The organism is Chitinophaga hostae (genome assembly GCF_018224885.1).
Lineage (GTDB): Bacteria > Bacteroidota > Bacteroidia > Chitinophagales > Chitinophagaceae > Chitinophaga > Chitinophaga hostae.
On sequence record NZ_JAGTXB010000001.1, the window covers coordinates 958,673 to 975,771 of the forward strand.

The following is a 17,099-nucleotide window of genomic DNA, read 5'->3' on the forward strand; positions in this document are numbered from 1 at the left end:
AATTTACTATGTGTGTGAAGAAATATATTTGTTTCCTGGTTTGCCTCTTAAGTGGCACGCAGTTGTTATTTGCGCAGCAGGATGCTCAGTTCAGCCAGTATATTTTTAACGGGATTTATATCAACCCCGCTTACGCCGGTTACCGGCAAGAGCTGAATGCCCATGCCTTTTACAGGAACCAGTGGGTAGGTGTGCCGGGCGCTCCGGAAACCATGTCACTGGCAGTAGATGGCAGCGTTAACAACGACCGGGTAGGACTGGCGTTACAGGTGTCGCACGATAAAATCGGCGCACAGAGCCAGCTGGCAGCTTATGGAAATTATGCTTACCGTATTCCACTGGGCAATGAAACAGGGCACCTTGCCTTTGGCATTGGCGCCGGTATCGTACAGCTGGGCCTGGATCCCAATAAACTTGATTTCACCAATCCCAATGAACCTAATATTGGCGGCGCTGCGCAGCATATGCTGCTGTTTGACACCAGGGCGGGTGTATACTATTCCACCGCTAACTGGTTTGTTGGTTTTTCAGCAGATAACCTGACGGCTCAGTACCAGGCAAAAAACAAAACACTGAGTCATTTTATCCCGGTGCCTAAACCACACTACTATTTAACCGGTGGCGCATTGCTGGAAATGAATGAAGATGTGTTGCTGAAGCCGTCCTTCCTGTTGAAGGATGACCGGTCGGGGCCTACCAGCCTCGATATAAACCTGTTTGTATTGCTGAAGGAACTGGTATGGATTGGAGGAGGTTACCGCACAGCGGTCGACTTATACCGGAAGCCCGCATTGCAACCGGGGCTTACAAAATCCAGCGCCGTTGTAGCAATGGCAGAGGTATTTGTTTTACCCGAGTTGCGGATAGGGTACGCTTTTGATTATGCGTTGAATAAATACCGGAACTATAACAATGGTACCCACGAAATTTCGGTAGGTTTTTATTTTAAAAAGATGGACAATACCAGGAGAAATTCTCTGCGGCAGGTACGCTGCTCTTACTTTTGAAGAAAAGTTTGAACACCTTCGTCTTATGCAGCTTAATCCTATAGATGGTTAGAAGATCTGGACAGAAGAGTTATATTTGAGATAGATATCTACTTATCGGTAATGAAATGGAGGAATTCTTTCTTAAAATAAGTAATTACAGTAAGCTGACTCCCGAAGCGCAGCTAGCGTGGGAGCAGATTCTGAAGCGCAAAGAATATACAAAAGGTAGTTTCTTGGTTAAAGCTGGTGATACAGCAAGAACTGTTGCTTTTGTTTCCCGCGGCTTGTTTTCTCAGTATGCTTTGGCTGAGGATGGAAGTGTTTTTATCAAACGTTTTTTTTCGGAAGGTTATTTCGCCGCATCTACCACGTCCCTCTTAAGCAAAACGCCAAGTGCAACCACTATCGAGGCATTAGAGCCCTCCATTACCTGGGAATATGACTTTGAGGAATTTAAAGCGCTTACCCGGAAATACCAGGATATCGCGACGTTCTACATCCATTATATGGAGTTGCACTGGATAATTGAAAAAGAACCGGAAGAAATTGGTTTCAGACAATGTACTGCAAAAGACCGGTATGAAGATTTTATAAAAAAATACGCTCATCTGGCAAAGCGGATTAAAAAGCACCACATCGCTTCATACCTGGGGATCACTCCAACCCAGGTGAGCCGTATTTTCGCGGCAAAAAAATAATTTCTTACAGGTGTTTTGTTTCTCCTCAATCTTTGTTGGGGATCGGTAACCCTGTTTTCATTTCCTCAACAAATGTAAATGTTTTAGAAAAAAAGGTATCCCATATTTGTGATACTGGTGCGAGGTCGCACTGGGTGAATTGTTTTTACAAAAAGCAAAAAATGATAAGACTATGAGCAACACAAAAAAAGTAGATGAATTTTTAGGCAAACTCAAGCATCCTTTGAAGGCTGAAATGGAAGCCGCAATAAAAATCATCCGCGGGGTAAGTTCCAGGATAGAAGAAGATGTAAAATGGGGTGGGCCAAGTTTTGATTATGTGGAACCCATGGCAACATTTAATCCCAGGATGCAGGATTTTGTAGCGATCATTTTTCACAAAGGAGAATTGATAGAAGACAAAACCGGTCTCCTGGAATCTGCGCCAAAAGGTAAAGCCTACATTAAGTTCCGCTCAATGAAGGAAGTAAAAGATAATAAAGAAAATCTTCAGAAAATAGTGAAAGAATGGATAAGATTAATGGGATAAATAATTTATATCGGGCCTTTGCTGCACACGGATATTGAAGCATATTGCCAGCGCATGCAGCAAAGGTCGGATGTGAACAGGACAGGATTCGAACCTGCATATACTATACAATCATTGCCAGTGTGCTCGTCAGGTCAGCTGCCTGTGCGGGTAGAAATGCAGGAAAATCGCCGCTCCACTGGTGAATTGGATCTGCATTAACTATATAGTGCGTTGCCATTCCGCTACCTGTTCGTATTGCATTATTCCGTTAACCAGGTGCGGCAGACGGGTGTTTCATCAGGTTCATATTAAACACAGGGCTTTGGTGTTACGGTTATTTTGAGTTACATCGTTCCCAGGGATACATGACATTACCTATGTGATCTAACAATTCTGTAATAAAAAGGTTCGATGCTGTTGGTGCTAACCAACGTTACCTCTTTCTTCTTTGCCGGCTATGGCGTAAAAGTTTAGTATTAGTATTCCCGTTTTTGCCTTCTTTCTAAAAAAATATTTCCCTCGTAATTTCTTTCTTAACTCATTATTTATAAGTGTTTTATACTCTTTTTTGTATCCCTGGAACCTATGATGTTATAAATATTAGTTTAGTATTTATATACTTCGTATGAATTTGGAATGTATATTTATACTATACTTTTATAAGTGATACTAAACCTACGTTTATCACCAAAATCCTTTCCGTATGAAACTTTTTTACTCCAGGCTCCGGTTCCTACTGCTTATACTGGCGGTATTGCCGGTATGGAACATGGCTTTTGCCCAATCCCCCTTATCGGGCGCCGTAACAGATGCTGCCAACCAGCCTATCATCGGGGCGTCTGTTGCTGTAAAAGGCAGCAACAAAGGAACTACCACCAATACACAGGGGCATTTCACCATTAACGCCGGCAGCAATGCCACCCTGGTGGTTAGCTTTATTGGATTCAGCACAAAAGAAGTGACTGTTAGCAACCAGGCCAACATCACGATTGTATTAGAGAAGAAAGACGAAGGCCTCAATGAAGTGGTGGTAACAGCACTCGGTATTAAGAAAGAAAAGAAAGCTGTAGGCTACGCGGTACAGGAGGTAAAAGGTGCTGAACTGGTGAAAGCCAGGGAGCCTAACGTTGTTAATTCACTCACCGGAAAGGTAGCAGGGCTGCGCATCGCTACCTCCACCGATCTTTTTGGTGATCCGGGCATTTCCCTGCGCGGAAAAAACACCATTATCGTAGTAGACGGCGTACGCATCAACTCCAACTCCTGGAACCTGAGCGCCGATGATATCGAAAGCTTTTCCGTTTTAAAAGGCCCCAGCGCGGCTGCATTGTATGGCTCCGATGGTATCAACGGCGCTATACAGATCACCACTAAAAGAGGCGCTAAAAACCGGCGTGGCTATGCAGTGGAATTTAATTCCAGCACACAATTGCAAACCGGCTTCAATGCTATCCCCGGCCTGCAATCTGAATATGGTCCAGGATCAGACTTCCAGTACGAGTTTGTAGATGGCCGCGGCAACGGCACCAACGACGCCGACTATGACGTATGGGGGCCCCGTTTTGAAGGCCAGCCAATTAACCAGTGGAATAGTAAAACGGATCCCGGTACAGGTAAGCTAATCCCTTTGCCATGGTCTGCCCGGGGGAAAAATAACCTGAAAACATTCCTGCAAAACGGATTATTATCTACCAATAATCTCGCGGTTTCTGCCAACAACAACAAAGGAGATATCCGTTTCTCCATGACACAGCTGTACCAGAAAGGCATGGTGCCGAATACAAAACTGAACGCTACCAATATCAATGTTTCCGGGGGACTGAACATCAATTCCAGGCTCCGGCTCGAAACCAATATCAACTATAATAAACAGTATACGCCTAACCTGCCCAATATGGGATATCAGCCAGGCAGCCCCATCTATGCGCTCATGATATGGGGCGCAGCCAATTATGATATCAACGATTTAAGAGATTACTGGCAGCCCGGAAAAGCAGGTACCCAACAAAAAAATGTGGAGTATTACCAGTATTCCAATCCCTATTTTATTGCTTACGAACAACTACAGGGATATTACAAAGATGATCTTTTCGGATACCTCAAACTGAAGTATACCATTGCAGATAACTTTGACATACACCTGCGTTCAAACGTAAGTACCAACTATGTAAATAAACAGAACCGCTTTCCTATATCCACCTCGCAGTACAATGGCGATGGCGGCTACTTTCAGAAAGGTGGTTATAACGAATCCTTTAATTATTTCTGGGAGAATAATACCGACGTACTGGCTTCCTATTCGAAAGATATTTCTTCTTCGTTCTCTTTTAAAGGATCTGCAGGCGCCAACCTGCTGTCAAGAAGAACGAACTATCAATACAGCCATACCAACAACGGCCTGTTGGTACCGCAGCTATGGACGGTGCAAAACAGTGTAGACCCGTCGTCTTCTGAAACCGACAAAGCATTGTACCAGCGGAAAAGCGTATATGCGTTGGCGGATTTTGATTATAAAAAGATGCTCTTCCTGAGCCTGACCGGTCGTATTGATCAGGCCTCCACGCTGCCCAAAAGCCATGGATCTTATTTCTATCCATCTGTGTCGCTGAGCGCGGTAGTATCGGAAATGGTCCACCTGCCGGCTTTTATTTCTTTTGCCAAACTGCGGGCATCTTATGCCAAGGTAGGCAACGATGGCTTACCGGCTGATCCGGGTTATGCGAGCTATTATAAATTGTCTCCTACCTATACCACCGGTGTTAGATGGAATGGTAATCCCTCCCTCTATTACGACGGTACCCTGTATGATCCGGGCATTTCACCGGAGTTTAACAAGTCGCTGGAGTTTGGTGCTGACCTGCGTTTCCTGAAAGGACGATTAGGCGTGGACCTCACTTATTTCAGAAACATCGAAGGCCCCAGCATTTTTTACCTGCCGCTGTCTTCCACCAGCGGAGCCAATTCGCTGCAGCGTAACGGGCTTACCTATATCCGGAAAGGTATGGAGCTGATTGTTACCGGCAGCCCGGTAAGAACGGCCAATTTCGGCTGGGATGTAACGGTGAACTGGTCTACCCAGCAGCGCTACCTGAAAGAAGTATATGATACGCTTCAATCTTACAACCGTATAAAAACCGGCGACAGAACAGATAAATTATTCCTGACAGATTTCCAACGCACACCCGATGGACAGGTGGTTTACAACGCCTCCAACGGCAGACCGCTGAAAAACAGCTATACTACCTTCCAGGGCTATACGAATGAGAGCTGGATGGGAAGTATACAGAACAATTTCCGGTATAAACAGCTGAGCATCGGCTTTATGTTTGATGGCCGCTTTGGAGGTAAACTCGTTAACTATGTCAGCCAGAAACAATGGCAGGCAGGCGCAGCTCCGGCATCAGCCAATGAATATCGCCTGGCCGACTGGAACAACCGCAATACGCCCGGTTACAAAGGTACCTATGTGGGCCAGGGCGTAAATGTTACTGGTGGGTCTTTAGTGGTAGACGGAGACGGTAACGTGATTTCCGATTCCAGGAAATTCCAGGACAATACTACCAAAGTTAAATGGGAGTCTTTTGCTAAAGGCTATTGGGGCAGCGAAGTGCCCAACCTGATCGACAAATCCTATCTGAAGCTCCGGGAAGTAACCATCTCTTACAGCCTGCCGCAAAAGGTGCTGGCCAGACAGCATTTTTTTAATGCCGCATCTTTTACGCTGGTGGGCCGCAACCTGTGGTATGTTACCAAAGATAAGAATGCACGCAATATTGACCTGGATCAGTGGACCGGGGGAAGCACCAACCTGGAAACGCCTTCTGTGAAAAGTTTTGGTGTGAACATAAACCTTACTTTCTAAGCTCAAAAATTGCAAAAAATGAAACGTATATATAGAAAGTGGATGCTCGCAGCGGTAGCAGCAGCTTTACTTACAACCGGGTGCAGGAAAATTGATGACCTGCAGAAAAATCCCAACGTATCCGACCAGGCTTCCCCTAAGCTGCTGTTAACCGGCATCGCATACGATATGTATGATAATGCGTGGAGCGACTATTCATATGCACATCGCATGGCGCAGTATTTTGTACTGAACTTCGACTATTACGGTAACCAGTCTTACGCCTGGGGCGCCGGCAGCTTCGATAGGTATGTGACGCTCCGTAATGTGGACCGCCTTGAAATAGAAGCCGATAAACAAGGCGCCAACCTCGTCACTGCTAATTATAAAGCGATCGCCAAATTCATGCGGGCATGGGCTTATAGCCGCATGGCCTCCCAAATGGGCGATATCCCGCTGAGCAATGCCATCAATGCTTCTAAGGGCGTGTATTATCCTGCATACGACAAGCAGAAAGATGTGTTTAAGCAGTGCCTGCAATGGCTGGAAGAATCGAACACCCAACTCGATAGCATCATTAAAGTAAATCCCGCTACCACCGTGGAAGGCGATATATTTTTTAGTGGCGATATCAACAAATGGAGAAAAGCAGTGAATGCTTTGTCGCTCAGAATCCTGATTGCCCTGAGTAAAAAAGAAGGAGACGCAGAACTGAATATTAAAGCAAAGTTCAACGCGATTGTCAGCAATCCCGCCAAATACCCATTGATGACGGAGAACAGCGATAATCTCCAGATGACCTATAACAGCAGTGATAAGAGCAATAATTTTCCGCTTTTCCCTACCGGGGGCTTGTTTTATGTAAACAGGGCGCCGCTTTGCGCTACCTGGCTCGACTTGCTGACAGCAGTAAAAGACGCCCGCGTATTTAAAATTGCACAGCCGGCATCAGGGATACCGGATAATCCACTGGATCCTTTTGCGCGCTATAAAGGCGCTAAAACGGGCGATATACAAAGTGTTGTACAGGATCAGACCAACCAGGGAAAATTTGCCAGTCTGAACCAGGCCTACTGGCTGAAAGATGCGAGTGGTATACCCTGTATCCAGTTAGGCGCCAGCGAAACCTTTTTTAATATCGCTGAAGGCATCAACCGTGGCTGGGCCACCGGCGATGCGGCGGGCGCTTACAAAAAAGGGATTGAGCTCTCTGCTGCATTTTATGGTGCAACGGAAGACCCACTTTTCTGGGCACAGCCTGAAGTGGCTTACCAGGGAAACAATGCCGCCGGTCTGAAACAGATCCTAACTCAAAAGTATGTGGCCTTCTTTGGCAACTCAGGTTATGAAGCGTATTACAACTATCGCAGAACGGGAGTGCCTGTATTTAATATCGGTCCTTCCAATGAAAATGGCGGCCTGATACCGGTACGTTTTTCTTATCCGCAATCGGAATATACCAACAACGGCACAAATGTGAAGGCTGCCGTGCAAAGCCAGTTTGGGGGTGCAGACACACGCAATGACGTGATGTGGCTGTTAAAGTAGTTTTTTAAAAAAGGCGCCGGCCCGGCCGGCGCATAACTTTCTTTATAACATAAAAAAAACAGTGATGAGTAGTATTTCAACGCAGGCATTTTCGGCAAATGGTATCCAATACAAACCGGCTGCAAAACCTATTGTAGTGATTTGTATTGATGGTTCGGCAGATGAATACCTGGATACCACGATGGCATTTGACCGTATGCCTAATCTTAAGAAAATGGCTGCAGTCGGCTATCGTGGAATGGTGCGTGGTGCATTACCTTCTTTTACCAATGTTAATAACTCTTCCATCGTAACCGGGGTAACGCCCGCTGTACATGGCATCAGCGGTAATTTTTTTTATGATGCTGCGAAAGACCAGGAAGTGATGATGAACTCGGCAGAATACCTGAGAGCAGAAACATTACTGGCTGCTGCGGCGAATGCCGGCAGAAAAGTGGCGGTGGTAACTGCTAAAGAAAAGCTGCGAGATATCCTCTCGCATAAAATGACAGGCATCGCCATTTCGGCTGAAAAAGCTAACCAGGCAAAGAAGGAAACCCATGGCGTAGATGGGGTGGAAACCATCGTTGGACATCCCACACCCGCTATCTACAGTGCAGATGCCAGCTTGTTCGTACTTCGTGCAGGCGTCGCATTTATAGAGAATGGCCTGGCAGATTTTCTGTATTTGTCGCTCACCGATTACATGCAGCATACCTATGCACCTGACGCAGAAGCCTCACTGGCCTTCTACGAAGCCATGGATGCGGAAATAGGAAAGCTCCTGCAACTCGGCGCTATTGTTGGCGCTACCGCTGATCACGGCATGAATGCCAAAGTGAAAGCAGACGGCAGCCCCAACGTATTGTTTGTAGAAGATATGTTGTCGGAGAAATTCGGCGAAAACGGGTTCCGCGTTATCTGCCCCATCACCGATCCTTACGTAAAACACCACGGCGCATTAGGTTCCTATGTGGTAGTACATGTAAATGATAAATCAAAGATCGGCGAAATAAAGAACTGGCTGGCCATACAACCCGGTATCACAGAAGTATACGATAAAACCACTGCGGTACATGTGCTGGAACAACCGGAAGATCGTATAGGCGACCTCGTGGTATTGTCCGGAAGAGATGTGGTAGTAGGTCGCCGCCCGCAATACCACGACCTGTCGGCGTTAGATGGTACCCTGCGCTCTCACGGCGGACGGTACGAGGAAATGGTACCCATGGTTATTTCACATCCGTTAAATGAAGCATACACCATGAAAGCCGCCGGAGATCCCAGGAACTTCGACATTTTCGATTTCACCGTAAACGGAACAACACGTTAAGCCCGGCATAGGCCAATAGTATAAAATGAGAGGAAGGCATACTGACACCCACGGGCACTGGATGCCATTTATCAACAGCAAATGACAATTTATATGAGCGAGCCCCTGATCCCCATAACCCGGGAAAAAATCAGCACACAGCACAGCACATCTGTTATCGCGCTTCCCTGTTATGTTGCAGGAAAGCCTATCGCATCAGATAAAGTATTGGAAGTCCGCAGTCCTTATGATAATCGTTTAGTCGGTACCGTAGCACTGGCAGGCGCAACGCATGCCGAACAGGCCATTGCAGCCGCGTTGAAAGGCGGCCCGAAATTAACCCGGTACGAACGCTACCAGGTCCTGGAAAAAACAAAACAGCTGCTCATCGAACGCAAGGAAGAATTTGCACAGGTGATCAGTGCAGAATCCGGTCTTGCTATCAGGGAGGCCCGGTACGAAACCGGCAGGGCCCATGACGTGCTGATGTTCGCAGCCATCGAATCACTAAAGGACGACGGGCAGATTTTTTCCTGCGATATTTCACCCAGTGGAAAAGCCCGGAAAATTTTCACGCTCCGGGAACCCTTGTCACTGGCGGTTTGTATCACGCCGTTTAATCACCCGCTCAACCAGGTGGTTCACAAAATTGCACCAGCTATTGCCGTTGGTACACCGGTAATCCTGAAGCCATCCGAGAAAACGCCGCTTACCGCCATCAAGCTGGCAGAGCTGTTATATGAAGCAGGGTTGCCTCACTACATGCTGAGCGTATTGCTGGGCCCTACCAAAGAAATAGCAGAGCCACTGGTAAAAGACAACCGGGTGGAAATAGTATCCTTTACCGGCAGCGTAGCAGTAGGTAAACATATTGCCACCACCGCCGGATACAAGAAAGTGATCCTGGAACTGGGAGGCAATGATCCGCTGATCATCATGGAAGATGCAGACCTTGATAAAGCCGTATTCCTGGCGGCGGAAGGCGCTTTCCGCAACAGCGGACAGCGTTGTACGGCCGTGAAAAGGATACTGGTGCATGAAAAAGTAAAGGATGCCTTTGTGGAGAAATTTGTTGTCAAAGCAAAGGAATACACCTGTGGCGACCCCGCTGATGAAGATACGAAGGTGGGTACTGTAATAGATGAAGCAGCTGCTATTTACCTGGAAGCGGTTGTAAACAAAGCGGTAGCGCAAGGCGCCAGGATAGTGCTCGACGGAAAGAGAAGAGGCGCGCTGCTGGAACCGATCGTGATCATTGATGTGCCAAGGAATGCAGAGATGGTAGTACATGAATCATTTGGTCCGCTGGCGCCGGTACTTACATTTAAAGATATTGATGATGCCATTGCCCTGAGCAATTCCACGGCCTACGGCTTATCCAGCGGCATCGTTACCAATAACATGGAGTACGCGCTCCGTTTCGTAAAGGAATTGAAAGTGGGAACAGTGAATATTAATGAGGTACCGGGCTATCGCATCGAAAGCTCTCCTTTTGGCGGGATCAAGGATTCCGGTTTAGGTGTGAAGGAAGGTGTGATAGAGGCCATGAAGTGTTTCACGTTTGTGAAAACATTTTCCATGCCCTGGTAACAGGTACAATAGTAAATCGATTAATATGACGCTCCAGGATGTTTTTCCTTGCGGAGCCTTATGTGCCAGCGGAAGAAAAGAACAGATGAGGATTGCCTGCACCATCCATAAAAAATTACTAAAAATAATTTGAGATGAAATCAAGAGCGAGTGCGTTAGTCAACCTGCTTAGCGGTTCAAAGTCATTCTTTATTGCATGGTCTATGATAGCGGCCTTTGGCGCTTATTTCTGTATGTATGCCTTTCGTAAGCCTTTCACAGCGGGCACTTACAGTGGGTATCATTTCCTGGAGATGGACTACAAGGCTGTTCTGATCGTTGCGCAGGCATTGGGCTATATGTCTTCGAAATTTATCGGCATTAAAATTATTTCAGAGTTAAAGCCCCAAAGTCGTCAGCGGCTTATCATCGGTTTAATCCTTTTTGCGGAAGTAAGTCTTTTGTTTTTTGGGCTCTTATCTCCCCCCTATAATTTTATTTTTCTTTTCTTTAATGGCCTGCCATTGGGAATGGTATGGGGTATTGTTTTCAGTTACCTGGAAGGCCGGCGTTTTACAGAGGTACTGGGTATGGGATTGAGTATTAGCCTGATCGTATCTTCCGGTATCTTAAAAACAGTATACTTTACCACCCATGGCTGGTTTCCGGCGATTTCGGAAGCGTGGCTGCCCTTCTGTATAGGCCTGTTTTTTTTACCCTTATTTCTTTTTTTCTCCTGGATGTTGTCCGTAATCCCTGCGCCTACGGAAACCGATAAGTTGTTGCGTACCGAACGGGTTCCCATGACAGGAGAGGATAAAAGGAATGTGTTGAAAGAAGTGGGTGGCGGCGTGGTTTGCTTTGTGCTGATGTACATATTCCTGGCTACCATGCGCGATTTCCGGGATAATTTTTCGGTGGAGATATGGAATGAAATACAGCCCTCATGGGATAAGACCGTGTTTTCAAAAACAGAAATGATCAGCGGCCTGGTGGTATTAATATCGGTTGGCTGTTTATCGCTGGTGAGAAATAATATCAAAGGATTTTGGGCTACCCAATGGTTGATAGCCTTTGGTGTGCTGCTTTGTGGCGGCAGTACCCTGCTTTTTCAACTGCATCAGCTGGCGCCGTTCTGGTGGATGCTGTTTACAGGAATGGGATTATTCCTGGCTTATATACCTATACAGGTGGCAGTTTTCGAGCGCATGATCGCTCTATTCAAATTAAAAGCCAATGCAGGTTTCTTTATTTATATCTGCGATTCACTGGGCTACCTCGGCAGCGTAGCGCTGCTGTTGTACAAAGAATTTTTTATGAAAGAAATGAGCTGGTCAAAAGTGTTGATGGATTTTAGTTACCTGCTCACGCTGACCTGTATCATGCTGTTGCTGTTTGCAGCCTTATTCTTTAACCGGAAGCCCGGCGTAAAAAGTAAGATAGTAAAAAGTTTACAGCAACTTCAAACTTTAAATTAACGAACATGAATCAAAAAAAATTATTGTTTACACCTGGTCCGCTGTCTACTTCCCTCACGGTGAAACAGGCGATGCTGCAGGATATGGGGTCGAGAGACCACGAATTTGTAAATGCGGTGAAACAGATACGCAGTGAGTTGTTAACACTGGCGCATGTTACAAAGGAAGAGGGATATGAAACAGTATTAATACAGGGCTCGGGTACCTTTGGAGTCGAAAGTGTAATCAGTAGTGTTGTAGGTAAAAATGATTACCTGCTGATCCTGGCCAACGGCGCCTATGGGGAGCGTATTGCAAAAATGGCAGGTATTCATCAGCTGCGCCATGAAGTAATAAGATTTGCGGAAGATGAAATAGTGACGCCTGCTGCTGCAGCAGCTATATTGGCGGCGCATCCGGATATTACGCATGTAGCCTGCATCCATAGTGAAACCACAACCGGTTTATTCAATCCCATCATGGATATTGGCGCCGTTTGTAAAAAATACGGTAAAGTGTTTATCGTAGATGCCATGAGCAGTTTTGGTGGTGTGCAAATGGATATGAAGGAAATGCAGATAGATTTCCTGGTGTCATCATCCAATAAATGTATTGAAGGAGTACCGGGCTTTGCTTTTGCTATCTGTAAAAAAAGTGAGCTGGAAAAGGCAAAAGGACAGGCCAGGAGCCTGAGTCTTGATCTTTATGAGCAATGGGCGGGTTTGGAAGGCAACGGACAATTCCGGTTTACGCCGCCCACACTGAGTTTGATGGCGTTCCGGCAGGCAATGGAAGAACTGGGGGAAGAAGGTGGTATTACAGCCCGGGAAAAAAGATATAAAACCAATAAAGCAGTGTTGGATCAGGGCATGTCGGTACTGGGTTTCAAACAGTATCTGCAGCCGGCTATACAGGGGCATATCATTTCGTCTTTTCTGTACCCGGAAGATCCGGCGTTTAATTTTGAACGTTTCTACGAGAAACTGAATAACCGTGGCTTTATCATCTATCCCGGTAAGCTAGGTAAAGCCAATGCTTTCCGGATTGGTAATATCGGGCAAATATTTCCGGAAGATGTGAAAGCATTGGTAGCTGCTATAAAAGAAGTAATGGAAGAAGAACAGGTGACGAATACAGTGGTTGCCACCGGCAGGTAAATAAGGCGCCCTGTTTGGTTGTACACCACAATTGAACAGGGTATCTTATATTTGTACAGGCGTCCTTTAAAAGTCTGTACCCGTATGCTGTTTAAACAAATACATCTTGACGGAATCAAAACAGGGGAAATTTCGCTGGCTTTCCGCAAATGGAAAAAGTTATCCGTGAAAGCAAACAGCCAGGTGAAAACAGCCATAGGCGTGGTGCAGATTGGCCGGGTAGAAATGGTAAAATCAGGAGATATTACCCGGAAAGATGCAGCTGCCGCAGGTTATGCACAACCGGAGGAACTCATGAAATTACTTGCGACCATTTCCGAAGGCGATATTTACAAAATAGCGGTACGTTATCATGCTGAAGATCCCCGCATTGCACTGCGGGAGCAGGTAGTATTATCCGATGAGGCATTTGAATTGTTAAGCACACAACTGGCCCGGTTAGACCAATACAGCAAAGAAGGCAAATGGACGATTACTGTATTGACAACTATCCGCGATTATCCAAAGCTGAGAGCGGCAGACATAGCCGTTAAAACCGGCAGGGAGAAACAATGGCTGAAGCTGAATATCCGGAAATTAAAGAACCTGGGGCTGACGATCAGTCACGATACCGGCTATACGCTTTCACCGCTGGGAGCACTCTTTCTTAATCGTCGCCAGGTATAATATTATTTATCCAGCCATTGTTTGAATACCGGTACTTTTTCTTTACTCACCAATACTTCTCTTTCAAGGTCGCGTTTTAACCGGATTTTTAGCTTGCCGCTAAAGTAGTTCTGAATATTATCGATGCTGCTGATATTGATAATGTGCTGGCGGTTAGCACGGAAAAATTGTTTTGGATCAAGTTGCTCTTCCAGCTCATCCATAGTTTGGGTAAGGGCTACCTGTGTTTTGTCTTTTAATACCAGGTGGGTAACATTGAAGGCATAAAATATAAAGTCCACATCATCTACCAGCACCGTTTTATAACCGTCGCGAAAGGGAAGCATAAACCGGCTGCGGTAACTCACCTCTTTTTGTTTGAAGAATTCCAGCAGTTGCTGTACCATTTCGGTGGGGCCGGTACGTATTTGTTGCTGATGTATTCTTTCAAGCGCCTGTTGCAGGTCGTCTTTTTCTATTGGTTTTAACAGGTAATCGATGCTGTTTACCTTAAAGGCGCGGATGGCATATTCATCATAGGCGGTGGTGAAGATCACCGGGCAGGATAATGTTACCAAAGGGAAAATATCAAATGACAAGCCATCGGCCAATCGTATGTCCATCAATGTTACATCCGGATGGGGATGTTGTTTAAACCAGGCCACACTGTCGGTGACAGTATCCAGTACAGCTTCTATGGTAATAGCGGGGGAAATATCCAGCAGGATGTTTTTTAGCCGGGTGGCGTTGGGCTTTTCGTCTTCAATGATCACAACACGCATAACAGTAATTTTAAAAATCGAGTAAGGGCAACATCACCAGGAACGACCCGTTTTCCTCTTTGATTTCAGTGGAGAGGTCGGACAATAGGCGATACCGGTTCCGGATGTTTTGAAGACCCAGTTTGGTAGACGGCATATTGCTGGCGATGCGCTGTACATTATTGCTGACAGTTAGTTTTCCCTCACCGTTGAGGTAAATATGAATATGTAAAGGCTGGGCAGCTGAGGCCACATTATGTTTGATGGCATTCTCGATCAGCAGCTGCAGGGTGATAGGGGGAATACCCCTGGTAATAATCTCTTCCGGAATATCGGTTTGTATATCTACGTTTTCCCCGTGACGGATCTGTATCAGGTAAGTATATGCCTGTATAAATTTCAGCTCTTCCCGGAGGGTAATGATATCGTTGTTCAGGTTAATGATCATGTAGCGGTATACCCTGGAAAGGTTTTCCAGGAAAGCCAGCGCTGTGTTTTTATCTTCTTGGATCAGCGCCGACAGCGTGCTGAAATTATTAAACATAAAGTGTGGATCCAGTTGCAGTTTTAACGACTGTAATTCCGCCTGCATGGCTATCTGCTGAAGTTCTGCGGCATTAAGTTTCAGTGCGGCGGCTTCCAGCATGGATGTTTTCCAGCGTTGCAGGAAATAGTTGCCGGTATGTACAGCACTGATCAGGATGGAGAGCATCACGCATACAAATACAAACTGCCATTCATCCAGCTTTTCCGGGCCGCTGTCTCCTCTTTCGGGTGGTGGCCCGAATATAAAGGTGAGTATGATCATCACCACCTTTAGCAGTATAAACACCAGTATGATCTGGTAACAAACCTGTGTAATAAATCTTCTTACCGGCCATCTCTCCCAGGGGATCCATTTGTCCATTAACCGGGCGGAAATGAGGCTGAGTTCTGTGATCAGCCAGCAGATCAGCATCATTACAACACCTTCGGCGAGCAGGTCATCCCAACTGCGGGTAGTTGTGAGCGACCAGTATTTACTATAAGGATTTACCAGGTAGGACAACAGGTAGTACAGGAGAAATATCATCGGGATAATAAATATCCGGTAATACCTGTTGAATATTTTTTCCTGTGTAGTTTGTTTATCGTTCATGGTTTGCATTTAGTGAACCGTACAGTCACCCTTAAATATAAATAATTCGGTGGTACTTATCACTTCCACCCTCCGCCCAATGAGCGGTAGAGGTCTACCACAGCGCTCAGCTGATCACGTTGCAGTGTTGCCAGGTCCAGTTCACTGGACAGCACATTACTTTGTGCCGTGATTACTTCCAGGTAGGTGGCCATGCCACTTTGAAACAGCAGGCCGGCATTACGGGTAGCGCTTTGCAGTTTCTCCACCCGCACCTGTGTGATCGCATACTGCGATTGCAGCTTGTCTATTTTCACGAGGGCGTCCGACACTTCTCCAACGGCTGAAAGCACTGATTTTTTAAAATCAAATTCGCTCTTCTCCCATTCTATTTTCGCTGTTTCCCAGTCTGTTTTTAATTTCCTGCGTTGGAAGATGGGCTGCGTAAGGCTGCCGCCTACTGTTTCAAAAAGGCTGCCTGGTATATTAAACCAATTGCTGGCTTTAAATGAGTTAACCCCTGCGCTGGCGGTGATGTTCAAAGCCGGATACATGCTGGCTCTTGCCACACCGGCTTTTGCGTTAGCCACCTGCACGGCCAGTTCTGTAGCATGCACATCGGGCCGTTGCGCCAGTAATGCTGCCGGCACACCTGCCGACAGTGGCAGGTCAAAACGGATATCTGCCAGCCGGCTGTTACGGATAATGCTGCCTGGCATGTTCCCGGTAAGCAGCTGCAGGGCATTTTCCTGCAGGGCAGTTGCCTGCTCTATCTGTGGAATCAGCGCTGCTGCCACCTGGCGCTGTGCCTGCGTTTGTTCTATGGCCAGGCTATTAATTTGCCCCGAGGTAAATTGGAACTGCATCATTTTGAGGGTGCTGTCTGTCAGCCCCAGGTTTTTGACAGCAATTTCACGTTGCTTATCCAGCATCAGCAGGTTATAGTAACCCTGCGCCACATCGCTTACAATCCTCGTTTGAACTGCTTTCGAAGCTTCTGCTGTTTGAAGGTAAGATGCCAGTGCTGCCTCTTTAAGATGGCTGATCTTTCCCCAGGCAATTACTTCCCAGGTAAGACCCACATTGGCATTATAGTCGTCCATGTACTTTGTGCCCATAAACTGCTCCGATAAAGAGCCATTCAGGCTGTTTTTAGACGGCCAGTTGCGGTTGCCTTGTACAGTTAGGTTAAGCTCGGGTAAAGCGCCTAAACGGGCTGCTTTGAGGCTTTGTGAGGCGGCGGCTACGTTCTTCACTGCTACCCGCAGATCCAGGTTCCGGGAAATAGCACTGTCGATCAGTGTTTGAAGCACCGGGTCGGTGAAAAATGTTTTTACGGGCAGCAACCCGATATTGTTGCTGTCGGCCGGCAAAACAGCGCTGCGGTATTGTTCCGGCATGGTCACTTCCGGTCTGTGAAAATCTTTGCCCACCCTGCAGGCCGTTACCATCATACTGCATATGGCAACGGCCAGGAAAAGTGATCTATGTGTATTCATTTTTTTGTTTTTGGAA

At 46.4% G+C, this 17,099-nt stretch carries 13 protein-coding genes; 10 read left to right on the forward strand and 3 right to left on the reverse strand.

Annotated elements, in window-relative coordinates; all coding sequences use genetic code 11:
* Positions 1–14 precede the first annotated feature (14 nt).
* The 10 genes from KE626_RS03990 to KE626_RS04035 all read left to right on the forward strand — a co-directional run bounded on the left by KE626_RS03990 (position 15) and on the right by KE626_RS04035 (position 13,727).
* Positions 15–1,007 carry a PorP/SprF family type IX secretion system membrane protein gene (locus KE626_RS03990; protein ID WP_346344335.1) on the forward strand — a complete coding sequence of 331 codons (993 nt, stop codon included), beginning with the start codon at positions 15–17 and terminating at the stop codon, positions 1,005–1,007.
* 107 nt (positions 1,008–1,114) lie between these two features.
* On the forward strand, positions 1,115–1,687 hold the full coding sequence (locus KE626_RS03995; protein ID WP_211971573.1) for a Crp/Fnr family transcriptional regulator: 573 nt from the start codon (positions 1,115–1,117) through the stop codon (positions 1,685–1,687).
* A 172-nt stretch (positions 1,688–1,859) separates the two neighbouring features.
* The gene (locus tag KE626_RS04000; RefSeq protein ID WP_211971574.1) at positions 1,860–2,216 is read left to right on the forward strand and encodes a DUF1801 domain-containing protein; all 357 of its coding nucleotides are present in this window, start codon (positions 1,860–1,862) and stop codon (positions 2,214–2,216) included.
* 685 nt (positions 2,217–2,901) lie between these two features.
* On the forward strand, positions 2,902–6,060 hold the full coding sequence (locus KE626_RS04005) for a SusC/RagA family TonB-linked outer membrane protein (protein WP_211971575.1): 3,159 nt from the start codon (positions 2,902–2,904) through the stop codon (positions 6,058–6,060).
* Positions 6,061–6,078: 18 nt separating this feature from the next.
* Positions 6,079–7,587, forward strand: a complete 1,509-nt coding sequence (locus KE626_RS04010) for a SusD/RagB family nutrient-binding outer membrane lipoprotein (RefSeq protein ID WP_211971576.1) — start codon at positions 6,079–6,081, stop codon at positions 7,585–7,587.
* A gap of 64 nt (positions 7,588–7,651) precedes the next feature.
* Positions 7,652–8,899, forward strand: coding sequence for a phosphonoacetate hydrolase (gene phnA / locus KE626_RS04015; protein WP_211971577.1), 1,248 nt, complete (start codon positions 7,652–7,654; stop codon positions 8,897–8,899).
* A gap of 93 nt (positions 8,900–8,992) precedes the next feature.
* Positions 8,993–10,468, forward strand: coding sequence for a phosphonoacetaldehyde dehydrogenase (phnY, locus tag KE626_RS04020; protein ID WP_211971578.1), 1,476 nt, complete (start codon positions 8,993–8,995; stop codon positions 10,466–10,468).
* 134 nt (positions 10,469–10,602) lie between these two features.
* Entirely contained in the window at positions 10,603–11,925 is a 1,323-nt protein-coding gene (locus KE626_RS04025) for a DUF5690 family protein (RefSeq protein WP_211971579.1), read from the forward strand.
* A gap of 5 nt (positions 11,926–11,930) precedes the next feature.
* A complete protein-coding gene (locus KE626_RS04030) occupies positions 11,931–13,061 on the forward strand; it encodes a 2-aminoethylphosphonate--pyruvate transaminase (protein WP_211971580.1) in 1,131 nt (376 codons plus the stop codon).
* Between the two features lie 84 nt (positions 13,062–13,145).
* Positions 13,146–13,727, forward strand: coding sequence for an ASCH domain-containing protein (locus tag KE626_RS04035; protein ID WP_211971581.1), 582 nt, complete (start codon positions 13,146–13,148; stop codon positions 13,725–13,727).
* 2 nt (positions 13,728–13,729) lie between these two features.
* Here the strand turns inward: KE626_RS04035 and KE626_RS04040 are convergent, their stop codons facing one another.
* Genes KE626_RS04040 through KE626_RS04050 form a run of 3 tightly spaced genes read right to left on the reverse strand, consistent with a single transcriptional unit; the run spans position 13,730 to position 17,083 of the window.
* The gene (locus KE626_RS04040) at positions 13,730–14,488 is read right to left on the reverse strand and encodes a LytR/AlgR family response regulator transcription factor (protein WP_211971582.1); all 759 of its coding nucleotides are present in this window, start codon (positions 14,486–14,488) and stop codon (positions 13,730–13,732) included.
* Positions 14,489–14,498: 10 nt separating this feature from the next.
* Positions 14,499–15,605 carry a sensor histidine kinase gene (locus KE626_RS04045; protein WP_211971583.1) on the reverse strand — a complete coding sequence of 369 codons (1,107 nt, stop codon included), beginning with the start codon at positions 15,603–15,605 and terminating at the stop codon, positions 14,499–14,501.
* Positions 15,606–15,664: 59 nt separating this feature from the next.
* Complete coding sequence (locus KE626_RS04050; RefSeq protein WP_211971584.1) at positions 15,665–17,083, reverse strand: TolC family protein; 1,419 nt, start codon at positions 17,081–17,083, stop codon at positions 15,665–15,667.
* Positions 17,084–17,099 lie beyond the last annotated feature (16 nt).